Here is a 25217-nt window from a genome sequence, read left to right as displayed (position 1 = left end):
TCGGCTTGCCATCCGTACAATCCAGTGAGGAAGCATGCCGCCTGGATCAGCATCAATCTCATAGGTCACAAAGGTCACCTTTTCGGAAACGGCTTGCAGGGTGAATTTACCGATGAGTCGCGGCATACGCACAAGGCCGCTAACTTTTGGCATATCCGGATGCTCGATTGACTTCATATCGATGGTTACGGTTTTGGTTGCTTTATCAAAGCTGGCTTCACTTTCAACAACGACGTCTCGGTCGCTGACCGGCCAAGGGGCATTCGTCACATTGTAGACGATGAATTTTCGGTCGCCGATGGCCTTGATGAGTTTAGAGTCTTTACACGAGTGCATCCACTCTTTGCCTTTGTTGATGTCTCGAAGCACACCTAATATCTCGTAGAGGTTTTCGTTAACGTTGCCCTCACCTTTAAAGACAGGAAGGGAGCGACCTTTGACCTCCTTCATCATGACCTTGATACCGTCTTCTTCAGTAATGACTTCCCATTGGGCGCCCATGAGAAAGAAGGCGATGGAGATGAGTGCCAGAGGTAGGTAGGTAGTTTTACGAATGTTCACGCTTGCTCCGTTGGTATTGCCAAACCATGTGAAAGGCCTCGGCCAATGGCTCTTAAGTAGCCAAGAGTTATCCTAGAGAGGCTGGTTTGCCAATACCAGAACGGGCGCTTTAATAATCGTAAAGACTTCTAAACGAATCGTGCCATACTTAGAACTTAGCCTTGTTTCTAGTTTCTGGGGCTTCTCTATCTTGCTGTAATTGTAAGCTTTAAGTCTCGTTGGATAGCTGGAGCGGATGGCCGCCTACAGGGTGATTCAACCGTGAGGACAAACAATCTTATGCCGACTTTGGTTGGGTCAAAAGGCATCAGCTTCTTCCTTTGTTTCGGTAGCAGGTTGTGATTTCCTAAACTTGAGTTTCAATCTCTCACTGTAATTCTGAATCGAAATCCAAGTGAGGGGTCAGTGCTTAGTAGCGTGATAGTTACGGGAGAGATACCAACGTGGTGGATACATTGTTTCGTTGTCTGAACCGATATTCCAAAATCTGGTTTATTTTTATTATGATTTTATCAGCGGTTGGTTGCTCTGGAAACGCGGCAGAGACCGATCGCGACGACGATGGTATTCCCGATGCCATCGATAGCTGCCCAGATTACCCCAATCCGGCTCAGGACGATTCGGATGGCGATGGCCTAGGCGACCGCTGCGATACATGCCCATTCGAAGCCGATGCAGATTCGGATTTTGACGGTGTGTGCTTATCGGCAGATAATTGCCCCGACTACGCAAACCCCGGCCAGGAAGACCGTGACGGCGATGGAGTTGGTGACGCCTGCGACGACTGTGCACTTGATCCCAACAACGACATAGATGGTGACGGTTATTGCTCTGGCGATGACAATTGTAGTGAAATCTCAAATTCGGACCAAAGTGACATTGATGGCGATGGGCAGGGCGATCTCTGTGACCTTGATAGGGACTGGGATGACGTGGTCGATTTCTTATGTGGCGAGTCATGCGACTGGTCCGATGACGGTGTTTGTGATGATGGTGGCCCGGGCTCTGAAGGCTCTCCGTGTGATTTTGGAACCGACTGCCTAGACTGTGGGGGAAGGCTGCAAGATAACTGCCTCGATACCCCAAACCCGTTTCAAGAAGATGAGGATAATGACGATATAGGTGATGCTTGCGACGATTGTCTCGGTGATCCACTTAATGACTCTGACTCGGATGGGATTTGTTCAACTGAGGATAATTGCCCTGAAACAAATAATCCTGAGCAAGTTGATACAGTGGGCGACGGAATCGGTGATGCGTGCCGAAATATTGTGGATACCGACGGTGATGGATTTGTGAACACAGAGGATTCATGCCCTTACGAGGTGAATTCCGGCTATCAAGTTGTTCCGCTCATCTACGAGACCGTGAACTCTGAGCTCTCCGACCTGCCGATTTCTGGCGAGGATGAAACCTCGGATGCAATTCCACTTGGCTTTGAGTTCCGTTTTTTTGGTGCAACCTACGATGAGGTTTACGTCAACGCGAATGGATTGCTTTTTTTCGGAGAATCTCCGGGCAATGGTCACAATCGAGCTCAACTTATTCCGACTGCCGGCAGTATCGACAATTTCATTGCTGGTTACTGGACCGATCTGAACCCGGGAGACGAGAGTACCTTAAGATCAGGAACTCAAGGTGAAGCCGGAGAGCAAACCTTCACCGTCCAATTCAGTCAGCAAGAGCATTATCACGGAGTGGGAGACTACGGGAAAGTATCGTTCTCAGTGGTGTTACATGAAGCTACGGGGGCCATTGATGTTTTATGTGAGCGATGTGTTGTGCATGAGGACGATGACAAAGTGTCGCAAGGCATCGAAGGCCCGGGTGGTCTAGCGGGTGTAGTTGGGGCGGACCGGAATATGACGAGCTTGGTGTTGCTAGAAGATGCCGTCCGTTTTTTGCCGGGCCCTCAAGCTGACTTAGATAATGATGGGGTCGGGGATGTTTGTGACGACGACATCGATGGTGATGATAATTTAAATCTGGCCGATAACTGCCCTCAGGTCATGAACTCGGACCAAGTTGATACCGATGGCGATGGTGTGGGGGATGCATGTAACGATGCATTTGACCGAGATGGCGACCAATGGAGCGATGATGAAGACAACTGTCCGAGTACTCCCAATCCAGCACAGCTTGACGAGGATGGTGATGGCTTTGGTGATCTGTGTGTGAAGCTTAATATAAGAGGAACTGTCTCCTATGAGGATATGCCATACGGACCGGGCGGCTTTACTGGTGAAGTTGAGATTGTTGCGGCATCGCACCTCGCGATTGAGCTGGTCCGAACCACGGACGATACGGTCATCGCTTCGGGGGTTGTGGATTCTTTAGGATTCTACTCAATAGATTTAGAGAGACCAGCAGGAGCACATTATTTAAGAGCCCTTGCGGTTAGTCCAGCGGCCAGCCGAGCAGTGGTTGTTCGTGATAGAAGCGCCGAGAGGGTCGTGTACAGCGTTAGAGGCGAAGATTTTATACCCGATAGCATGTCGACTATTAACGTTGACTTGATTGCTAGCTCAGGCACCGCAGCCGGTGGTGCATTTAATATTCTCCACTCAGCCATGCGAGCCTTTGACCTCATTCGTCGCCACACCGACGAACTGGCTCCTCAGCTCGTTTATCGGTGGCAGCCTCTTAGGCAATTTGATTGCGGTTCTTGTTATTCCGGGAACGTTATCTCGCTTGGCGGGCAGGCATCTGACCCGGACGAGTATGACGATGACATTATTCTTCATGAATTCGGGCACTACTTTAGCGATAGATTTAGCAGGGATTCGTCGCCGGGCGGTAGTCACAATGGTGATAAAACCGAACCGACTTTAGCCTACGGTGAGGGTTTCGCCACATTTTTTAGCTCCATGGTGAAGCAAGAGCCTACTTACATCGACAACTACGATGACAGTCATAAATACAAGAACATCGAAACAGCAAATGAGGACGTTGAGGAGTACTACGGGACCGAGGCGCAGGCGCTGGATGGTGACGTTAGCGAATACTTAGTCGCGGCGCTTCTCTGGGATAGCTTCGACAGTGAGAGCCTGGAGGAGCCACATGACACTCTCGAGATTGGAGAATCTGGCGTGATGGCCCTATTGGGCGATTGGATGCGGGACCCAAATGTCGCCGACATTGGATACGAAGGTGTTGACCTCGCTGATTGGATGAATGCGCTCGCATGCTTTGCGCCTGAGTCAAATGATGCGTTAATGAGTCTCGCTCAAGAACGCGTCTACCCTTGGTCAACTGAGGAAACCGATTGCACGCAGAAGGCTCTTGGCTATCAACAAATATCGATTACAAGAATTGGGAACGTGCTTCGGCTTTTGCCCGGTTCAAAGCATGGCCTTCCGAACAAGGTAGAGGTCAAGCTTGTTGTTGGGGGTAATCGTTACCGCTGGGTAGAGCGCTGCGGCAAGGAGTACTGTGATGTTCGTATTCCCAAAGGGCCTGGTGGGTCGTTGGATGACGCGACGCTATCTATAAGCGATGTGCATGGTCTGGCGCGAGGCTCTTGGGCCGGCGAGGGTGCTCTTAGAGCTGCGCTGGGCGGCATGGCCGGTCTACGGTCGCGTTACGGGAATGTTCGAGAGTATCGTTCTGGGAAGTAGCTGCCCCGAACGAATGAAACGCTAGGCTAAAACCCATTCACCATCAACACAGATATAGGTTTCGTCACCTCGGTCAACGGTATCACCTTCTTCGCAGCGGTTCTCAGTTCCCGAAGGCGCTGTTTCACTATCGGCCTCGGCGCATCTTGCCCGGCAGTCTTCCTCACTTCCGCTGGCCTCGACACAACCTGTAAAACAGTCACGCTCGCCTCGCTCGGCACAGGCTTCTCGGCAGGTCACATCATCTCCGCCTCTCGCTATACAACCGTCGTAGCAGGAATCCGCTGAGTCTCCGCTGCATACTTCACGGCAGTCTGTTTCGTCTCCGCCTCGTTCGATGCAGCCCTCATAACAGGAATCACCGCCGATGCGCGCGCAGGCCTCGGCACACGTGGCCTCGTCTCCACCTCGTTCTATACATGCAGTAAAGCATGCATCAGTGGCTTCGACGGCTGAGCTGGTTGAGTCATTGCCTGTTGTACTGGTGCCGACGTCTTCCTTATCGGCGCATGAAATCAGTGTGAGTGTAAAGCATGCGGCTAAAGCAAGGGAGGCATGTAGCCCTTGGTGTCGAAACTGAGAACGTGTCATCGTGAGATCCTTATGTGCGCGGGGAACATTTAATTAAAATGCTAACGGTGTCGTTATGCGCTGTCTAGCTCTTACGTGACGTGAGAAAGGTTTTCGGCCACAATCCGATAGCTTAACGATGTCAGGTCCGCTTATGCCCAGTCTTCCGCCGCGCAATGCACCAAAGGAACAAGCACAGGAACGGCCATGAGGGTGGTGATGCGGCGCAGCCCCCTTGAGCCGACAGGGGTGAGTCACAGATCATCATTTCGGGGCGAGGCGAGTGATTGCGTTGCTCATGGAAGTCCTGGAGTCTTCGGCCAAGTCCGGTAACTCTCGCAATGTCGTCGGGGGTGAAGTCTTCCACTGTGCCAACAGCAACCCAAAGCTTGCCTGTTAAGCCTTCTGGGTGCCACGCTACGACGTAGCCTTCGCCCTCGGCAGGTAGCTCTAGCAAATTGTCGTTGAGGATCCACGAACGGGTGCTCGTAAATGGTTCAAGGAATTCCTCTGGTTCCTGGACCCAGCTCGTTTCGAGAATTTTTGCTCCCATACCTTCTGGAACTTCGAATGGGACGTCTTCCATTTCTAGCCCTGGAGCCACCACTGCAAGGACGGGTCGATAATCGGACATGCGTTCGAGATAAGGGACGCCTACTTGATGGTAGAGGAGGTCGCCGGCCTTATTATCAAAACGTAGCCAGACGGCTTGCGAGTCGCATGTGACTTCGTGGTAGAGAACGATAGACACATCAATATCTTCGATTTGGTAAGCGCTTTCTGGACCACTGAATTGGCCGTCACTGAAAAAAGGTTTGTGGGCGTTTGAAGTTGCGCTTAGCCCAAAAGCGAAGATGAATAAAAACAGTCGAATAACCATGATAACCCCATCTCTACGAAGGGTACCCGGTGCGCCAGAAGCAACCCCATAAATTGCCTTAAGAGGAACATTATATTTACCAGGATGAGGCGCCGCCGCAGGTATCAGGAGTTATGTGAGGCGCTACCACCGGGCTTCGTGGTCCTCAACAACTCCGGGCATCTTGTGAATCGTGTAGGCTTTACCGTTTGCGTCTTTAACTGTGCCGGAGAAGTGTCCAAATGGTTGCTGGAAGGTGGATAATAAAAGGCCCAGGTCTATTTCCTTCGCTCGTTTGCCGAGTGGAGTGAAAACAAGATCAACGTGACCCTTATCGGTTTTTATCGTCCATGGTTTCATCGGGTCGTTTTTGTCGAATACGAAACGGGCATTGCCAAGCTGAATAAGTTCTCCGTTAATCCATAAACCGTTCTCGTTGATGGTATTGTCATGGATGGGATCTACGAGGTTGAGACCTACCATTGTACCGTCGGAGGCTTTGCCAGCCATAGAGGCCCAGTTCCAAATCGTGTGGTACGCGGGGAATCCAAACGTATAGTCGACTGCCGCAAAGTCAGTTGATGGATTGAAGGTAAACTTTCGGTCGCCCACCTGAGCCATGCCCGACACAGGGAGGCCGGCCGCTTTATGGGTGAAACTGAAGGTTTCGGAGGGAGTGGGTCGTACAACCTGGAGTGGTACGACCTCTTCAAAGTCGTCTTGAATACGCACCGACAACTTAAAGGGTTTTCCGTCTTTCTCAAGCTCGAGATAGACATGACGATACCCCGCGTAGATGTCATTTACGATTCTTAATTGCTGGTCGCCGCTCTCAAACGTGGAGTAGCCAAGGTCGACGTTCCGGTCTACGCGAATCCCGGCCGCCAGTGGCGGTTCTACTTCTGTTTGCCAAAGTTCCTGCGTGTCACAGTCGTATACGTATGCGAACATCGTTCCTATATATCCAACATCAACAATCGCGAGACCGATAATAGTTTTCTCGGTATAGATACCAATGTATTGCCAGCTCTTCTCACGAATGCCCTGAATCGCGTTGAGAAATATACCTTGGTCATAATCGCGTGGGTCGGTTGCACCTATTTGACCCGTCCAAACACCAAAGTTCGGAGATTCATCGGCAAGCACAAGCGGCACAGAGCCGGGAGGAGGGGTTAGTCCACCAACACGCCCACACGAACAAAGGACCATACCAATAAGAAGGGCGGAAAGCCGAAGCATTGTGGGCGTCATCTTGATTCCTCATCAAAGTGTAATCTAAGAATAGTGTGTTTGCGTCTCGCCACTCAAGCATCCTAATTTTCGTATGTCACTTTCTTCAACGTTTGTTTTCGTTCTGTCCACCTTTGTATACATACCTGTGGCTGCATGTTCGCTTTGAGCCGCATAAAAGTGTTTGATTTCATAGGCATGAACTGCTTCGCGATTGGCATACAGTTTGCTTTTCTTGATTCATAGCCCAAACGGAAATAGGCGGAGGTAAAGTGTGAATTGTCCATTGTTTAGGAATGCTGTGGTGCTTTTATGTGTCTTGGGGACGGCAGGTTCATGGTTCGGGTGTGCGGCTGAAACCAACTCGCAAGATTCAGGAACTGAAAATGCCCAAGGGTCAAGCTCTGAGGAGAGTGACGCATCGGCGATAGCAGTATCAAGCAACCTTGTCGTCGATGACTCCCATCGAATGTGTGCTGAGGCGGCGGATTGCCGTGCGGTCTATATTGACTGTACTAACTGCGAGGGCGGTTGCGAAGGAGTGAATAGTCAATTTGAGACAGCCTATGAAGAGGCTCTAAATTGTGATGGGTTCAGTGGACCTCAATGCGATTATGATTGCCATCCTTCGTTTGGTTTGACGCAAATTCTTTGCGAAGAAGGTCTGTGCGTTGTCCGGGAACTTTGAGGAACCGTTATTTAAATAAAGGCTAATCTTGGCCCGGTGTATAGGTAACCCGGATTTCTGCGTAATCACTAACAAGGTAACTTTCCTTTGACTCTTTGCCAGACGTGGGCCGGACCATAAAGTTAAGGGTGGTGTTGGTCTCTGCCGAAAGTCGCCGTACATCGTTGGCGTCATTAGATGACCATTGCACATAGCCCGGGATCGTGGAGGGTTCTGAGTTCGTGGCCACGAGTCGCCAACCAAGCGTGGTATCCCAGGCGAACAAACTTGCGCCGTTTGTCGTTTCTGAAGCTGGCAACCAGCCGGTAGAGGTAGCGCCTGCGCGCCATATAGCCTTAATGCCCTGAATGGCTGTGTCGTCGGGTAAGAGAATCTGCTCCGTGGAAACGGCTAAAGTATGTGTGGCTTCTCCGGGAACCAGGACCCAGTGATCGTCAAATGATGCTTCGAACTGTGCGCCGCCAAAGACATTCATCGTATTGTTGTGTGAATCCCATGCCATAGCACCGTTGCCACGTGGGCCTCCCGATTTAAGGGGCTTAACCCGCTCCCAATCGTTTCCAATAGGGTCATATTCCCAAGTTTGATTGATGACTTCGTTTTCTTCAATGTTTCCACCATACATTAAGACACGTCCTCTTTTGGGATTATAGGCCATGTATTGAGCAAACACCGCAGTGGGGCTGTTGGCCGGCGTCAGCTGGGTCCATGTTTGCGTTTGAAGGTCAAAAGTCCAGGTCTCAGCATTGACTGAGTAGCTCGCTGATTCTCCCTCACCATCTCCACCCCCGCCAGGAGGTCCGTCGCCACCGGAAGGATCGACATATACACCGCCGACGAGGAGGAATTTATCAAGGTCAGGCATATAAACCATTTTGGCAAACGACCTTGCGCTTGGAGGTGCACCGACACTGCCGGTTATGTCGGTCCATTGCGCTTCAGCTACATCGTAAAACCATGTGTCGTTGGGGTAATCGTCAGCTAGGTAACGGTCGCCGATTTGGCCACCATAGAGGACCACCTTGTTTTGTGCGGTTGAATAGGCCATAGCATGACCTATTCTAGCCGTTGGGCCTTGACCATCCTCCAGTACTTCTTTCCATCTTTCGGACGCGATTTCAGCTGGGTTATAAGCCCAGGTGCTTCCCTGGTAGCCTTGACCAAAAGGCCCGCCATTTTCTGAGCCTGCCTCTGGAGGTACAGTGGTACGTCCACCGAAAAGGATAACGCGATTGTCGAGAGGGTCGGCCCTTTGTGTGTAGACCATTTGATGATCTGCAATTGGGCCGGGGCCTCCCGAAGGCAAATCAACCTCTGTCCATCGCAGGTTTTCCCCAGCGAATGTCCATGTTTCATTAAGCATGACAAGTTCAGGTGAATCCGGATCTGGCACGCCGTCTACAAGAGGAATATCCCAAGTGTAGCCGCCGAAGAGAAACAAATCATTGGTGTTGGTTATTTCAACCATCGCGTTTCCACGTCTATCGGATGGTGGAACATTGGCGGTCGTGGCCCGTTGGACCCAGCGATTCGTGGCTGCTTTATAGTCGGTGGTTTCACCAAGTACCGTAGCTAGAGACTGACCACCATAAGTGATAATTTCTTTGGAGGAGGGAACGTAGACCATCCCGAATGAACATTTACCAGTGGGACTGCCCTCGGCTGCGACCTGTTGCCAAGTATTAGACGCTGGATTGAACTCCCATTGCTGATCCCTCACAATCGAGCTTGGGCCCGTGGCGGTCATCGATCCAAAACCTGTGCGACCACCAAATAGAACCAACCGTTCGCGCTCAGAGTTATAAACCATACCGAAACTGCCGACCGCCCCGGGAGTATTTGTTTGAGAAACTTCTTCCCGGTTTGTGGTTTGGGGGTCAAAAATCCACAAGTCATCTTGGAAGGTGATAGTTGTAGTACCGTCGCCGGCCTTTGTCTCACCTCCAAAAAGAAACATTTTTTTCGTACTAGGATTGATGCGCATGGTACCCGCATGGCGAGGCGAAGGAGCGGTGTCGGTCGTTAGCTGTGTCCAGTCTTGCGTCGATGTGTCGTATGCCCAGGTGTCATTGAGCGAGATGTTGTCGCTCTGGTCCTCTTTTGTCGTAACGCCGCCAAAGAGAATGACTCTGCCCGAGGACTCATCAAATTCTGCGAAGCTCAATGCCCGTGCGGAGGGTGCCGTTGTAGGTATAATCTTGGTCCAGGTCGACTTAGAGAGGGTGTACTCCCAAGTGTCCGCGTAGAAGGCTTCTACGTCATTCACATTCGAGTTTGTAGTTCCTCCAAAAAAGACCAAGACTTCTCGAATACTATCGTAAACAAGCATGGCACCGGATCGCCCAGTGGGAGCTAGAGGGCTCTGCTGACTGGACCACCTCTTCGTATCGACGTCGTATTCCCAGAACTGATTATCCTGGAGATTTGAGTTTTCACCTGAAAACAAAATCACCTTGTGACGCCCTTGGTCGTAAACCAGGCCCGGTGCCATGAGGTTACTCGGGAGCTCGGTCCCGGGTCTAAGCGTTAGGTCTTGCCACGTTTGATACCCCGCGGTTTGAAGGGTGTCATCACCTACTGTGCCAAGGCCGTGGCTTTCGTCGATGTCGTCTGCGTAGCCCTGTGCCCGAGATGCTAAGCCTGCTGACACCTGCTGGCCCGTTGCTGGGTGTACTGAGCCATTAAGGCTCGTGCGCCCACTAAGCGAAACGACCCACTCGGTCGTTAGGGCTTGACGGCTCGAGATATTCCCCGCGGTATCAACAGCTTCAACCCAAACCTCCGGACTGTCTGTCGACAGATTCACTGAAGATACTGATCCGCTGTCGTCGTAGGCCAGGAAGTCGATACTGCCTAGGAGTGTGCCTTGATTGGCACCAGTACCCGTTGAGTCCTGGTTATAAAATCGCAAGAGTCGTGCGGTGATGCATAGGCCGCTTTGATAGTTACACATCGACGTTCCGCCGCAGTCATCATTCTCGGAACATGAAGCTGTGCCATCAGCCGGGCCGGTGCCATTGCCTTCCCCCATATCAAAGTAGGCAATGGGTAGCGTGCTCGCAGGAGCGGCGGAAAGGTCATCTAAGCTACTATCCACGATGTATTGCGAACTCACATAGCCATCACCATCTCTCAGACTCGCCTGCAATGCGCCATTCGGCATGCGTAGGTGCTTAAGGTTTGAGGTGCTAATAATCGTACTAAGTGTTGGGGCGGTATTGTCTATGAGAATCTCTTCCGACAACGATTCACCAGTATTCCCAATTTGAGTGAGGGTATATGCAGCCGCATCGGCGGGGAGACTCATCATGTAGTCCGGGCCGTCGCCGTTCGCTGGTGGTTTAATCCACATGAGGTCGCTGAGTGATGCTTGGGCTTGGCAGACTCCATCTGCAGGGCTTGGAGCTAAATGATTGAAGGCGACCTCATACTGAAACGAGTTACCGTCTTCTGTACTCTCTCCCAATGAGTAGGTGTTGGCACCACAAGTTAGCTGGATGTTCGAGAGCCTCGTCAACTGGTCCGTGCTAAACGTAAGGTTGGCCTTTGAGCCATTCGATAAGGCCGTGACTCGGCTAACGGGAGCATTGGTTGGCGGCTCGTATGATATGATGGGAGCGATGAAAGTGGGACTGTCGAAGTCGAAAAGGAAATCTCCGAGGGATCTGTAGGTTGTATTGCCGGCATCGTCTACCGCCTTAACAACGATTTCTTTGTGACCGGAAGTTTCGTTTCCACTCATCTGGTAAAGGCAACGGTAGACTACAGTGCTCGGGTTGGGGACGATTTCGCAGTTACTGCCGAATGGGCGTGAGCCTATGGTGACGGTTGGATTAGAACCAAGCGATTCGGTGACCCCGAAGACAACGGCAATCGAAGCTCCAGTTTGCTTATCGTTCAAATTTACAAAGTAACGTGTGATCGCGTCGTCTTCCCATGTGCCAACTTGGTACTTGGGTGAGCATGTGTCGGTATGTGCGCAGAGGTCGGGCGCAACTTGATCAATGGTGAAGATGTCATTAATGGTTTGGCTAAATTCGTTTCCGCTTAAGTCATGGCCTGTGGCCTGTGCTTGGTGTCGCCGATTCGCCAGGGTGCCGCCGCCTACGATGATTCTATATCGAGCCATCAAGCCGTCATCTGTTGGGGTTAGGTTGGTCGTGATGGACGCTTCAGTGGACGCTGCCCACTCCTCTCCGGTTTTGATCTGGAGTTCGTAGGCTAGGTCTTGTATCGGTTCCGAGAATATCGCCGTCAGCATCCCGGTACCGTTTCCTGGGATAAGCTCGGGTGACACACTGCTGTAAGATATTGTTGGTGGTGTGAAGTCAAAGAGTACACAGCTTTCCGGGTTGTCTATATCGCCGGTGATTGTGGTGATGTTACCTGCCGGATCTGTGGCGTTGACTTTGAGGCGCTGATAACCGTCTTCTTCTAGCCCGGTGAGCGTATATGTACAGGTGATGATGGTTCCACCGTCTGGTGAAGTTTCTGTGTTACCGCAGTCGGCTTGGCTTAGCTCGTAGTCCCCGATAAACGCTGAGAGCGTATTAAGCGGCTCTGTAGAGTTAATCTTAAACGTGACTTCGGATGCTACACCAGAAACCGCGTCACGGTCTCCTCGATTGACTGTTTTGAATCTTTCGAACTCGTTTGTATGGCTTGTCATTCTGCCGGTACTGAGTTCACTTATTTCAAGCTGAGCAGCGGTTTGGTCAAAGCGAAGCGCCACGTCAACCTCAGTTGTAGAGAAAGTTCGTGCGTTACCCGCGAAATCCTCAGCATAGACTTCGAGCGCGTAGCTGGAGGCGTAAAGGCTGTCAGGGGTACCGTCAACGAATGGGGTGGTAATGGTACAAACAAAGGAACTTCCTAGAACTAAATCGGCTAGGTTGGTCGCACCCAGCGCAGTTGCCGATGTAGAAGAATTTATTTCGCATGACTCGGTCGAGCCGTTCAGCAAATCTGTTGTTCCGTCGTCGCTTTGATAGAATAGATTGATGTTTTCTCGGACCAACTCATCAAAGTTAAGAATGACGGTGGCCGTCCCTCCATTTCTGACTATCTCGGGGCTTGTCGTTAGGAAAGCCAGGGAAGGAGCCGTCTGGTCGACGAACACGGTAGCAATGGTGTAAACTTTTTCGTTTCCGGCTAAGTCGCGAACAGTAGCCTGTATATCGGCTAGGCCATCTCCAAGGTCAGCGGTTACATCATATGTCGCCTCCCATCTATTATTCCCGTCGAGCACTAAGGAGACGATTGGGACGCCGCCAATGGTGACCTCGGGCTTGGGTAAGGTGTCGGCAGTCTGGTCGCTTAATTCAATGATTGCCGTGATTGAATGTTGATAGATAACATGGTCATACGGTTGTCCGTTGATGGTTACTTTGTCGGGAGCAGTGATTGAGGCGCCGGCCACTTGGGTCGTCGTAATATCACCCACGAGTTCTGCAGAAGGGTAGCTGCTATCAATCTGAATAGACTCACCTACGATTGTGCTGCTGGCATTACCGGCTTGGTCGGTAGCTTGGAGCAGCACACTGTAGGTTCCCTCTATAGAACCAGATGTGGAGCCGTCCGGCAGGGCGGTGCTTGTTTCTACGGTGTGCTTCCAAACGTATAGGTTTCCAGATGATGCGGCTACGTCTTGAATCAGTTCAAGTGTGTCGATGCCATTGCTGTGTGTGGCGGTGATAGTTGTGCCCGTAACTGCTTCACTAAACACAGCTTGGTATACGATGTTGCTGCCTATCTTGGCCGGTGCCGGTTGAACACTCGTCTGAGCGGTTGGCAAGGTAGAGTCAATCATGACCCAGTTATTATTGGTCCAGTACTTTCGGTTACCGGCGACGTCGGTGGCTGTAAACTGAAGCAGTGCTTCTCCGTCAGGTAATTCACCGTTCGATACCGTATGACTAAACACAAAAGTGTCGTCGTTTGAGCTGACCAGTGTCATCGAAATGCCTGCGAGCGAAGCGGTGACTTCAGCAACACCGGAGCTGTCTGTATCTGTTGCGTCGAAAGTTACGGTGACGAGGTCTCCATTTTTGGCAAGGACGGCTTGTTCCTCCTCGCTGGTAATTGGGCCGGGTCGAAGCGTGTTATTGCTTTCTACCTGAATGTTACTGAAGGCTGGCATCTTGGTGTCCAGCTCAATGGCGCTCGTGGTCACGGTGGCCGTGTTACCTGATAGATCCGAAAGCGACGCGGTCACGGTATAAGACTGTTCGAGGTCGCGAAGTTGTTCGTCGGTTAGTCCTGAATCCGTAGTCGGAGTTTGATAGGTCCAGGTGAAGAGATTGCTGTCCTGGCTTGGTTGACCCAGGTCCAACAATGGTGAGGTCGTTAGGGTGGGGATACCCAGGTTGGTCTCGGCCAAACGCAGCGTGTAATAAACGGTCCTTCCCAGGGGTGCAGGGGAAGGGGATGACGAACTACTAATCACAATAGGGCTCGTCGTATCGATGCAGACTGTGCCGAACTCCTGAAATACAGAGTTGCCGGCGGCATCGGTGACGGTGATGTCGAAGGTTTTCGAGCCATCTGTAAACTTTTCGGCGCTCACTGTTAACGAACATGTGTACCGGTCGCCGTTTGCAGAGCACTCCATCGACTGGTCTCCGATGGTCACTTTGGGTGTGTCGAAGATTCCACTGCTATCCGTATCAGTGGCGTCGAATTCAAGCGTAACGGTATCACCGTCGGCTGCAACTGCGGCTGTTGCGGAGTTAGTGCTGCCGCAGTCACTTACATCCCCAGGGTCGTTGTTTGAATTCAGCTCAAGGTTGCTGATGATTGGTCTCGTACTATCAAGTTGAAAAGACACCAAGGTATTCTCTGAACCATTGGAGTCATAGACGAGTACCGTTTGGTTTCCCGCCTGATCTGTCATGGTGAGGCTGGGTTGATACGTGCCTTCGAGAGCGTTGAAGAGCAGACTGGCTTCGCCGGCTGCCTCGGTTCCGTCGAGTGTGAAAGTGTATACGTTACCCGTTTGTGTCGGGGTCGGAAAAATAAGTGAATCGCCACTCAATTCATGATTGGCTGAAAGGCTAATCTCCGCTGCCGGTTCAGTAACGAATACTTGGTATGTGATGGTCGAGGTTTGGTTGGCATATTCAGGGTAAACCGTAGCAGCGGTTAGAGCAGGAGATGTCGTATCTACGCAAACAGATGCCGACGTGTCTGAGGCAATATTACCCGCGCTGTCGGTCAGGATTATCTCAAAGGTGTTTAAACCATCGGATAAAAAGTCACTTGTTAGAGTGCTCGGGCAGGTATAGTCGTGACCTAATAGAGTACAACCGATGATTTGGTTTCCGAGGGTGACCACTGGGCTCTCAGCGATTCCGCCGCTTTCGAGATCTGTACCGGTAAATGTAAGAGTTACTTGGTCTCCTGAGGCAGCACCGACTCTCAACCCTGAGAGGTCTTCGCCACATGTGGATCCCAAACCTGAATTTGTGGTCTCGACAGCTACATCCGAAATCACGGGCGCAGTGCTGTCTAGTTCAATCGGAACAAGAGTGTTGTCGAGGCTATCTGGGTTGAAGGCATGGACGACACTATTGCCAGCGAGATCGATGATGGTAAGGCTGGGGTGATAAACGCCTTCAGTAGCCAATTGAAGAGGGGTTAGATTGCCTGCGCTTTCATCTTCGCTGTTGAGAATAAAAGTGTGGACACTGCTGGATGTTTGTTCTTCGACTAAAAAGAGAAGTGATGACCCATCAGATTCATGTGCGGCGGTTAATGTGACGTCTAAAACTTCTTCGGTCAGGAAAACCTGGTAGCGTAACTCTGATTCTCTATTTGCCTTTTCGGGGTAGACGTTGCTCGTAACAATATTAGCCGCGGTGGTGTCGACACATACGCTTCCATAGTCTTGCGAGACTACGTTGCCTGCGGTGTCTGAAACCACGATATTAAAATCACTCAGTCCGTCGGGGAAGGTCTCGCTTGTGATGGTTGCATCGCATGTGTAAACGCTGCCAGAGGCATTGCAGTTGATGGTTTCGTTACCTAGTTTTACGACAACTTCCGCAATGCCGCCCTGCACAGTGTCGGTCGCTTCGAAGGAAAGTGAAATTTCATCACCTTGTGCCGCCCCAACACGGGTACCTGTTTCGTCGACGCCGCATCGGGTATTCACGGCTTCGTTGGTGGAAGTCAGTGACCAATTTGAGACAGTTGGGTTGGTGCTATCAAGAGTGAAGGAGGCAAGGCTGTTTGAGTCGATACTTGGGTCATAAACAAATGTATTGGTGTTTCCTGCCAAATCCTCAAGCATGAGTGTCGGGTAGTACACACCTTCAAGTTCAGTGCTCAGTGCTTGCTGTGGCTCAAATGTGTAGACATTGCCCGTGCTGGTCGGTGTGTTGAACTCGATGACAGCGTTTTCGCCAGCTGAGGCATGGGTGGCGGTAAGCGTGATGCTGCTAACGGCTTCGGTTAGAAACACTTGGTAGGTGAGAGATGAGGCTTGGTTGGCTGCCGGTGGGTAGGCGCTGCTCTCGATAACGTTGGGCGGCACAACGTCGAACGTGAGCGCGTTGTCGGTTAGGTTTGTAATACCAACGTTGCTAGCCTCATCGACGAGTCGAACTGATACAATATAAATACCATCAACGAGAGTATCGGTGCCCGAGTCTTCTGCACCAAACTCCGGCGTATACCGATAAAGATAGGAGAGGTCTTCGGTGGGTTCCTGTATCATCGGGACTGTACCAATATAGACTTCGGGCTCACCAACGATTGTTTCCGAAGCGGTGAAGCTCAGCTCGATGGTGTCGCCAAGTTTAACATTTCTCTTATCTTCGCTTCCGTTGACGAGAAGGCTTGGGCTGCTTATCTCAGGATCTTGGGCATCAACACTGAACTCCGCCAGAGGCTCGCCAATGGCCTCGGTTGATAGAATATTGCCAACTTTATCGACGAGGTTGGCGTGAATGACATAGTCGCCGCTGGTAAGGGAGCCCTGTCCGCCGGGTGTGATGGTCTCCCAGATACCGCCGTCTTCTCCGTTGGATACATCTATAAGTTGGAAAAGAGGCTCTTCGATAAGCACGCCATCACGCCTAACGATAAACTCTAGGCTGCTGGTGTCGTTTGTTGAGTCGTCGCTCTTTGTTAGGCCCGTCAGTGGTTCATCGACCGATAATCGAAACAGGCCCCGGACGTTTGCTTTGATGGAACTCGGATCAACTTCGGTGCCGGACGGAATCACTTTTGGCGCCTCCGTGTCGAGCAGGACGCTGTCTGAAATAGCTGCGGAGGAATAGCCGAAGCTATCCTCGAACATCACATAGACGGTTTGGGAGCAGACGCTGTTGGCGCTGGCGCAACCTTGGAGGCTCCAAGGTAACTGGTAAGAACGAGTGGTCTGAGCTTCAGAGCTTGGCTCGTCGCTTTCAAAATCAATTTGAGATGTATTGTTAGTAGAAAAAGCTGGGTCGTTTGAGACAATCAATTTGCTCGCCTTCGTGGTGGTCACGTAAAGCATCACGTCGGTCGTACCCACTGCCTCGGGATTAACTTCGTTGTTGTCTCCAATAGTCATCGATGAGGCTGAATTGTTTGAAGGTGTTCCGGTCGGGTCGCCGGTGGTATTGGTGGTTTCTGCGTCAGGAGTTGCATTCAACCCAAATGGGACTTCGACCACAATGCTGTCACCAGCATTGAAATCGAATTGGTCTGAAACACCGTAGTATAACGTACGACCACTGCTCGATTCCGTGGACCTGATTTCTGCTACAACGACGCGGTTACGGCCAAATTCGATGGAGGAGAACGCGAGTGTCGCGCCAGGCTCCAGTAAAACTGGCGAGGCAACAGATAGGACTGCGCCGCTTTCTTGAATGTCTGTTCGCTCCTCAACGCGTCCGGAGAGCCACAGAGTTCCCTCGGGCCACTGGTCATCCGGGAAGGTGAACTGAATGGCGAATGAACTGCCCGCATTTTGTGCTTCACAGCCACTTAGAAAAACGACTGACGCAAGGGTGAGTATCAGAATAGTGTATTTGAAGATGCAAGAATGCATAGATTCATCTCCGTCATTTTGAAATCGATTCATCATCACTGACCCGCTTTGATGGTTGCAGATCCTGAGCCCACAGTAGGGGTAGCCTTCATGGTGATAGCCAGCGTGGTGGCTACACCGGCGGCGACGGCACCAACGCTCGTCCATACCCACCATTGCTTGTACCACTTCTCTGGTTTGGCTTTCAGTTCTATCCACATCGCCGTGTTGTCCATTGGGTTGACGTAAACATCACCGTTCCAAGCAAAGTAACCCTCTTTGAGAACTCTTAGGTTGTAACGCCCTGGCTCTAGGTCGGTAATGGGCGGCATGGGTAGGATGCCTTGGTCCTTGCCGTCTAAGAATACCGCAGCAGCAGGTTCGGAGGAACTCACACCAAGGCTTCCAGGCTCTTTCGATTCGATACCCAACAGCTTGCGTCCGGCGGTCCGAATGGCGGGGATGAGTGTGGCTTCAGTCCCGACAAAATTTTCGCTGATACGATTGTCTACCTTTGCTGTTGTGGGAGATATTAAACGCAGAGAGATGATGAAATTGTCGGCAAGCTTGCCCACTTGGCCAACAACGAGTTTATCAACGCCCAGTGCACCACCAATTTCGGCTAAGCAGGAGGTGTCGCTTTCACAGCCCAACACTTGTTTTTGGCCTTCTAGATTAAGCATGGCCGCGATGTCTTCTTTTCCGATCACGCTCGCGCCCTGAATGCGTTTCAGTTCCACCGATAGAACTTGCGTGAGGTTGCGTGCAGCATCTTCAGAGAGACCAGCGGTGCTTAGGTCAAATACTGCAAAGCTAACGGCTTTGCCTTCAGCGATTCGGTAAGTGATTTTATTGCCAGCGCCTTCCCAACCAAAGAGTTCTTCAACAAGTTGCTTGGTAACGGCGAGGATGTCGTCTGCTTCCACAATGACAGCTCGGCTTACTCGGTTCTCGACGGAAGCCTTTTTGCTATCGACAAGGGTAAGCGTAAGAGTAACCGCATCGCCAACCTGTCCGATTGTGCCGTTTACGACGAGTTCTGTATTGGCCCAGGAAGAGATCTCGGCCATGCAGGCCGTATCGGCGTCACAGCCCGTGCTTTGTTTGATGGCTTCTGTGTCGGCGATGTTGGTGAGTTCATCTGTGGTGACGGCTTCAATTCCAGCTCGGCCCGACATGGTTTCAGCGATGGCTGTGGTGACCTGCTTTGCCAGTGATGGGTCTATACCCACCGCGGCCACATCCATAATGAGAATTCTTTTCTGCTCGGTAGGTTCTGCTTTCTTGCTCAATAAAGGAGTTGGAGGAGTTGGGGCCGTGGCGGCTTTAGGAGCGGGCGGCGTAGGCTTGGCTACCGGAACGCTGCTAGCGGGTTGGGCGATACCGAGGTCTTTCTCTTGGACTTTGTTTACAAGGCGACGGGGCAACTTCTTGGCTGTCGATAGAATGACCGCCACGCTAACACCCTCTGACTGTATGGAGTAGGTGTGGGAGCCAGCTGGAATTTCTAGACCTATCTCACCGCCGTAGCTGAAGCCCTTGGGCGCTACCCGGCGGCCAACCATCGCCAGTGAATAAGCTGACTGGAATTGGTTGTCGCGCAGAATGACCACGCGTTGTGGTTTGGATTTTGGTGTCTCTTTTGAGGCGCGTATTTTAGCGATGATGTACGTGGGGCCGGTGACCGTGAACGATACAGGGGCGGTCTTCTGAGTAAGGTGCGCTGTGGTTCCCGCAGTCCCGCCTGGAATGCTCTTCGCGCTTTCCACAGTCATCATGGGAGAAGCCGTGATCACGGCTAAACATAAGGAAAATACAATATTCATAGCGCCCCCGCTTATCAAACATCTAACAAGATATAGGGCATTAACAGTCCCGGCAGCGCTCTGTACAGGGCTAATTATTGGATCACTCAAACTTACAACCGGCCGTTTGAACGCGGATTTTAAGAATTTTTCAAACGGTTTTCAAACCAACCCGATTCGTTTGATGTTCCACTTGGTTGAGAACGGTGAAAACGCATGTTATTCCAACACAGAACTTCCGAACCGGAACGTACAGGAGTGTAAGGTGTTGAAAAGAATCGTAACTTCTATTGCTTTTTTAGTAATGTTAACAGTTGCTTATGGTTGCAACTCGAAGCAGGACGCAACGAAGTCAGCGGAACAAAGCCCGGTGGCGGCTAAGGCTGCAGAAGCGCAGAGTTCAGGCGGCCAATCCGTTGAAGTGGTTTTTGATCCGAGAAACCCACCTCCAGGTTATGTAAACTGCCACCGTAATCATTGTCACCGAGTGGGTGGCGGTGTTTCATCGTACCAGCAGGTTATGGATGAGATTGGTGCTACTAAAATCGTTGGTGTACCCAAGCAGGCGCCGATGCCCTCAGCGCCCGCCGACGTTGCCGCACCACCAGCAGACAGCCAAAAGACGGCTTCAGGATTAGTGACGAAGGTCATCAAGGCTGGAGACGGGAAAGCGAAACCCACTGCTGAAAGCGTAGTCACAGTGCATTACACCGGCTGGCTTACTAACGGTAAAGCTTTTGATAGCAGTGTCGCTCGGGGACAGCCGGCAAAGTTTCCGGTCAATCGGGTTATCCCAGGTTGGACTGAAGGTGTGCAGCTTATGACCGTTGGAGAAGAACGACGTTTCTGGATACCTGAAGAACTCGCCTATAAAGGTCGCCCAGGAGCACCATCTGGAATGCTCGTGTTCGACGTCGAGCTTTTGTCCATCGACTAGGTCTTTAGCGTGCGAGCCGGCCTATCTTATTAAGGCCCGGCCGAGCTGCGATGACGAGAAGCGCCGAGACCATAAGCAATGCCAATATGCTGCTGAGTACCCGGGATGCCAAATCGGCTACGGGTTCTTCCTCATAAATGAATTTGGGTAGAACCTTGAGATCTTTGAGTTCGAGGTTGCTGTCTGCTTGAATCCGAGTTGTGAAGAAATCTCGAAATTCCTTATGAAATTGGTCTGCCTGCGATTCGAACCGGTCGTGGCGTACTGAGCCAGCCCCGGCAATATCTTCCAGTGACATCTGAATGAGAATAGCTGGCGATAAAAACCGCAAAGCATCAAGGATTTCCTGACGCGCACGAAGCTCTTCATTGAGTTCTTTAAGAACGGGTTCAGACCGTTTTGCGAGCTCTTCCTGAACACTGATGACTTTCTTTGCAGCTTCGCCAGCCTTTGGGTCAACGTCGTGGCGACCTTCGATGGTATTTAGCTCTTTCTCTACATCCTGAGCCGCTTCGCGGGCTTCGTGGAGTAATTCAATTCGAGATGGTGGCGGATAAAAACTATTGACGCCGACATTGATGAGGCCCGGAACAACCACCACGAGAATCAACCAGAGGCCAACGAGAACCAGCGCATTTTTCGCTGAACCGCCGCCTCTAGAATTCACTGCAATCGCTGCTGCAAACCAAAAAGCAGCCCAAGAGACCAAGAGTCCTGCGTAGAAGAGAATGTGAAGCCCTGCGTCAACGCCCGTTAGTTCAGCGCCTCCAACGATAAGGCCTATCAATGCAAAGAGAAGGGTAATGCCACATAGTGCAATGAGCCGAGCCGAGGCCTTGCCGAGAATTAATGCACTTTGAGAGACAGGCTGTGACAAAAGCATGGCTAACGTGCCGCGTTCTCGCTCGCCGCTTAATAACTCGTAGGAGAGTGCGATCACCACGAGCGGGAAGAGAACGACAAAGAGAAATGCAGGGTCGAAAGCGCCGGTTTGGAGGCGGGTAGGACCGGCCATCGGTGTTTCTGTTTCACGTTCCCGAATAAGGTTCATGCCACTGGTTACGCGAACAGCTTGAGGGTGGAGGTCACGTTGCCCGAGTGCGATGGGGGCCAGCGGAGAGGGAGGCAGAAGCGCAAGGCGTGCCGCGCCTTCTTGTCCCATCCAGACCGTGTTGCGGGGATCTTTGGAGCTAAGCCGTTTATTGCTCGCTGCCAAGCGTGCAAGTTCTTCTTGATGATTCTTTAGCCGGGTTGTTTCCTCGGCCTCTGAACGCTCCAGTCCGGTAGCTAGGTTACTTGCATGATGGCCACCGGCCAGTGCTGCAAGCGTGAGGAATGCCGCAAAGATAAGTAATACGGCTAAGGCGGAACGGTCTCGTTTCAAGATTTTCCATTCCAAATTCAGAACTGTTTTCCAGGTATTCATACGACCCTCACACGCTGTGCGGAGCGAAGTGCCAGAACGAGGGCACCGGTAAGCCATGCTAGCAAAATGAAGACGCTTGTTGCATGGGTGCGAAGAGCAAAGAGCATCGATGGCGTCTCGTAGGTAAAAGGCGGAACTTTTTTCCAAAGGTCTGGTCCTGCTCGATATTCCCAGCCTTCATCGCCTGCATTCTCGGCGAAGTCTTTGTTTAGCTGTGCAACCAACTTTTTTCGCCAGGTTTCGGCATGGTCCGTAAAGTGACGGTGGTGGGCGAAGTCGGTGCCCGCCAGCCCTGCAGAGAGCGTTCTCATAGCAACAAATGGAGAGAGCATTCCGGCCAGCCCTACAGCTTGTTCTTGGGCGTTAATATTATCATCCAAGGATTCCATGTGATGGTCGTAGATCATGTCTTCCCAGCGCGCTTCGGCTTGAAGCTCAAGCCCACTGATTTGAGAACCCATCACCAGCATACCGGTGTTGGAAAGTTTTTGTTCTGCCATCAAGTCGGAAATGATGGCTTCGATGGCGGTCTCACGTTCCATCTTTCCATCAACCCCTTTTTCAAGGCTTTCGGAAACGTTGCGAGCAAGCTCGGCTTGGCTTGGTAATGGCTGGACCGCGCCAGCAAATTCGGTAGCAGCTCTCGGCATGACAAGGCAAAACAACCCCCAGATGCCAATCATGGCCACCAAGGCGGCTCGTGAGGAAGGCGCAGCGGCTGAGGCATAAAGTGTGAGGCCTCCGAAAATTGAGAAATAGGTTCCGTAGCCTAGGGCAAGGAGACCTAACCGTAACACGGTAGACCCATCTCCGGCTCCAAGCATCCATAAACACCCCACTAGGATAGCTCCCGCGGGAATGAGTAATGCGGAAATGACCGTGCCTAAGGCAATGGATTTGCCCCAGAATAAAGTCTTGCGATTTACACCCGTGCTGAGGAGCTGCCGAAGTGTTCCACTCTCACGCTCGCGACTCCAAAGCCCGTGACCCAGTGCAATGATCAGCAAAGGAACAAGTTGCAGAAGTACGGTAGCAACAGAGAAATTGCCCATGCGCTGAAGGCTTGCGCTGTCTTGTGCCGCTGAGTGTGCTGCGAGGTTTCGTTTATGCGCTTCGATTTTGACTGAACGCCCGAGGTAAGCAGAAACCCCGGGATCCATAGCGGTGACGACGCTGGTGGGCGCGAAGACGTGCGTACCATAATGCGCCGCGACGTGAGGGTTTTTATCCCCTTGGTCTTCCCATTGCTTCGCCGCTCGTTCCCGCGCATGCTCGCGTGCTTCCTGCGCTTTAATCGTTTGTTGGGCACCAAACGCTAAGGCAGCCATGGCCAAAATAATGACAAGACCTCCTAGAAGGCGAAGCCGTCCGTCGCGAATGATTTCTTTAATTTCTTTGTGGGCAACCCAGCGAACCAAAGACATCAGGCTCGTCTCCTAGTCATGCATGTGCTCAAGGTAAATACGCTCGAGGTCATTATGAGATACATCCTGTGCCGCAAATTGTGAAACGAGTTCGCCTTGTTTCATAATGCCAATACGGGTGGCTATCTCTCGTGAACGAAATAAATCGTGAGTGGCCATGAGTACTGCGACGCCGTCGTCTCGTAATGAACAAACCAGCTCGGAGAATTCATTCGAGGCTTTGGGGTCGAGCCCTGAGGTAGGTTCGTCGAGCAGAAGCAATTCGGCTTTACGGGCAATGGCCATGGCGATACCAACCTTTTGGCGCATCCCCTTGGAATAGGTGCCTACGGGGCGGTCCACGAAGTCTGTTGGTAGCCCTGCTCGTTTGAGAGTAGCCCGAAGGTATTCCTCGTTTGTGTCGGAGGCGCCGGCGAGTGTTGTGAAATATTCAAGGTTTTCGATGCCGCTCAAGTTTTTGTAGAGCATGACGTTTTCAGGAATATAAGCCAAAAACTTCTTAGTCTCTAAGGGATACTGTGAGACTTCAAGGCCTTTGATTTTTGCACTGCCAGAAGTGGGTTCAATGAATCCTAGAAAAAGCTGTATCGTGGTCGTTTTACCGGCCCCGTTTGCTCCGAGAAGGCAAAAGACTTCACCTTTGTCGACGGCTAGATCGAGCCCGCGGAGAGCAGGGTGGTCGCCGTAATTTTTAACGAGGCTGGTTGCCTGAAGAAACATAGAAGACTCTTTCGTTGGGGACCGTCTCTGGCATTACACCAGGCAAAGACGTGTCGTCAATCGTAGGTTAATCTAGTCGTCAAGGTTCCCGGACGAGCGTGCAGCCTGGTCTACTTACTAAGCAGTTGGGACCAGAGCGGGCGGGAGGCCCACATCGTGAAAAACATCACTGCGGGTCCCCGCTTATTCTTACTCCACAAGAACTTAAACTGAGCCTGCATGAAGGGCGCGCTTAGAAATGAATCGGCGACGCCGATCGATTCCTTGGCGTTTACCGTCTTGAGTGCGTCTAATTCACCTGGGCCTCTGAATTTTCTAGTGGCGCCGTTCGCTATCCATTCTTCAGCGATGCGCTGGGCTTCGCTCATGAGATTTTCATGGTCAGCTGTATACTGCACCAAGCCGGCAGCTTTAGCCTCGGCAGCGGTTGGTTTCCAGCCGTCTTCGCCAAGCATTCGGTCCGCGTTACGAGCACCCATCAGTGTTTCAAAGTGGACGCTTGAGCAGCCTTCGGGGCTTACACCGAGCGCCGCGAAAGGCGTTGAGAACGTAGCTTTGTTGGAGGCGATGATTCCGTCGGCCAAAGTTGCCGAGGTAACAGCAGCTCCAATAGCAGGACCGTTGGCTGCGACGAGGAAGGGTTTTGGGAAATCTAAGAACGCTTCAAACAGCGCCTGATTATGTTCAACGATACTGTCGTGGAGGGCTTGAGGGTGGCCCAGCTTCATGGAGCCGCCCAAGTTCACACCAGCGCAGTAGTAGGGATCTGTCCCCGTGAGCACGAGTGCTTTCGTGTTGTCATCTGCTGCTGCTTCTTTAAAAGCCGCCTTGAGCTCATCCATCATATCCATGCTCCACCCATTCAGTCGTTTGGGGCGGTTCATAGTAAGTGTCGTTACTCCATTGAGTGTGGAACGCAGGATGTAACGTTGAGCGGAAGAGTTGGTTTTGGCTTCGGGCATGGTCGGCTCCCTTTTGAACAAAGTCGTTAACGCGCAGAGTCATATCCGGGTTGAATAAGCTCTGCAAGAGGCTCCGCGTGGGCTCTCAATGATTGTCGTCAGGGATATTGCCAGTAATCCTATAATACAGAGCAAAAATAGCATGGAGCATGAATAGACCCGTGAAGGTGGTGGTGAAGAGTCGAAGAGCGATGATGGCTGTTGAAAGTGTGGCCGTGTCGGCGGTGAGCAGGTGCCCAGTCCAGCCGAGAATGGAGCAGACCAAGGTCGTGACCATGCACGATTGACACCTTCCGAGCTTGGCTCTTATCAAATTCTTATTGCAGCTTTTACATGACATCTTGGGCACCATCCCGCGTGGTCACGGTGTAGGTCAACTCTTTGAGGGCGTTACTTCACT

The 25217-nt window shown here is 51.6% G+C and carries 14 protein-coding genes and 2 pseudogenes; 5 read left to right on the top strand and 11 right to left on the bottom strand.

Annotated features, from left to right (window positions below; all coding sequences use genetic code 11):
- A partial coding sequence (locus HOK28_16245) for a hypothetical protein (protein ID MBT6434649.1) occupies nt 1–561 on the bottom strand: 561 nt, incomplete at its 3' end.
- Between the two features lie 503 nt (nt 562–1064).
- Here HOK28_16245 and HOK28_16240 point away from each other — a divergent pair.
- From HOK28_16240 to HOK28_16230, 3 genes and pseudogenes are all read left to right on the top strand, one after another.
- Nucleotides 1065–1214 (top strand): annotated as a pseudogene (locus HOK28_16240) (hypothetical protein).
- Between the two features lie 156 nt (nt 1215–1370).
- Nucleotides 1371–1823, top strand: a pseudogene (locus tag HOK28_16235) (hypothetical protein).
- 600 nt (nt 1824–2423) lie between these two features.
- A complete protein-coding gene (locus HOK28_16230) occupies nt 2424–4178 on the top strand; it encodes a hypothetical protein (protein MBT6434648.1) in 1755 nt (584 codons plus the stop codon).
- 21 nt (nt 4179–4199) lie between these two features.
- Here HOK28_16230 and HOK28_16225 read toward each other — a convergent pair whose 3' ends face one another.
- The 3 genes from HOK28_16225 to HOK28_16215 form a co-directional block, all read right to left on the bottom strand.
- Nucleotides 4200–4769: a hypothetical protein gene (locus tag HOK28_16225; protein ID MBT6434647.1), complete on the bottom strand. Its 570-nt coding sequence runs from the start codon at nt 4767–4769 to the stop codon at nt 4200–4202.
- Between the two features lie 121 nt (nt 4770–4890).
- Nucleotides 4891–5628: a hypothetical protein gene (locus HOK28_16220; protein MBT6434646.1), complete on the bottom strand. Its 738-nt coding sequence runs from the start codon at nt 5626–5628 to the stop codon at nt 4891–4893.
- Between the two features lie 123 nt (nt 5629–5751).
- Nucleotides 5752–6858 carry a DUF2804 domain-containing protein gene (locus HOK28_16215; protein ID MBT6434645.1) on the bottom strand — a complete coding sequence of 369 codons (1107 nt, stop codon included), beginning with the start codon at nt 6856–6858 and terminating at the stop codon, nt 5752–5754.
- Between the two features lie 253 nt (nt 6859–7111).
- Here HOK28_16215 and HOK28_16210 point away from each other — a divergent pair, with 253 nt between their 5' ends.
- Nucleotides 7112–7525 carry a hypothetical protein gene (locus HOK28_16210; GenBank protein ID MBT6434644.1) on the top strand — a complete coding sequence of 138 codons (414 nt, stop codon included), beginning with the start codon at nt 7112–7114 and terminating at the stop codon, nt 7523–7525.
- Nucleotides 7526–7547: 22 nt separating this feature from the next.
- Here HOK28_16210 and HOK28_16205 read toward each other — a convergent pair whose 3' ends face one another.
- Together HOK28_16205 and HOK28_16200 are read right to left on the bottom strand one after the other, a co-directional pair.
- Nucleotides 7548–17600, bottom strand: coding sequence for a hypothetical protein (locus HOK28_16205; GenBank protein ID MBT6434643.1), 10053 nt, complete (start codon nt 17598–17600; stop codon nt 7548–7550).
- Nucleotides 17600–19369, bottom strand: coding sequence for a PEGA domain-containing protein (locus HOK28_16200; GenBank protein MBT6434642.1), 1770 nt, complete (start codon nt 19367–19369; stop codon nt 17600–17602). The genes HOK28_16205 and HOK28_16200 overlap by 1 nt, the downstream gene beginning before the upstream one ends.
- Nucleotides 19370–19652: 283 nt before the next feature.
- Between HOK28_16200 and HOK28_16195 the strand changes: the two genes are divergently transcribed.
- A complete protein-coding gene (locus tag HOK28_16195) occupies nt 19653–20285 on the top strand; it encodes an FKBP-type peptidyl-prolyl cis-trans isomerase (protein MBT6434641.1) in 633 nt (210 codons plus the stop codon).
- A gap of 4 nt (nt 20286–20289) precedes the next feature.
- Here the strand turns inward: HOK28_16195 and HOK28_16190 are convergent, their stop codons facing one another.
- The 5 genes from HOK28_16190 to HOK28_16170 all read right to left on the bottom strand — a co-directional run bounded on the left by HOK28_16190 (nt 20290) and on the right by HOK28_16170 (nt 25157).
- Nucleotides 20290–21711: an ABC transporter permease subunit gene (locus HOK28_16190; protein ID MBT6434640.1), complete on the bottom strand. Its 1422-nt coding sequence runs from the start codon at nt 21709–21711 to the stop codon at nt 20290–20292.
- Nucleotides 21708–23135, bottom strand: a complete 1428-nt coding sequence (locus HOK28_16185; protein ID MBT6434639.1) for an ABC transporter permease subunit — start codon at nt 23133–23135, stop codon at nt 21708–21710. The genes HOK28_16190 and HOK28_16185 overlap by 4 nt, the downstream gene beginning before the upstream one ends.
- A 12-nt stretch (nt 23136–23147) precedes the next feature.
- Entirely contained in the window at nt 23148–23855 is a 708-nt protein-coding gene (locus HOK28_16180; GenBank protein ID MBT6434638.1) for an ABC transporter ATP-binding protein, read from the bottom strand.
- A gap of 110 nt (nt 23856–23965) precedes the next feature.
- Entirely contained in the window at nt 23966–24817 is an 852-nt protein-coding gene (locus HOK28_16175) for an enoyl-CoA hydratase/isomerase family protein (GenBank protein ID MBT6434637.1), read from the bottom strand.
- Between the two features lie 85 nt (nt 24818–24902).
- A complete protein-coding gene (locus HOK28_16170; protein MBT6434636.1) occupies nt 24903–25157 on the bottom strand; it encodes a DUF3624 family protein in 255 nt (84 codons plus the stop codon).
- Nucleotides 25158–25217 lie beyond the last annotated feature (60 nt).

The sequence above is a fragment of the Deltaproteobacteria bacterium genome (genome assembly GCA_018668695.1).
In the GTDB taxonomy this organism is placed as follows: Bacteria; Myxococcota; XYA12-FULL-58-9; order XYA12-FULL-58-9; family JABJBS01; genus JABJBS01.
Note: the sequence above shows the minus strand (reverse complement) of the source record. Positions and strands in the feature narration are given on the sequence as shown.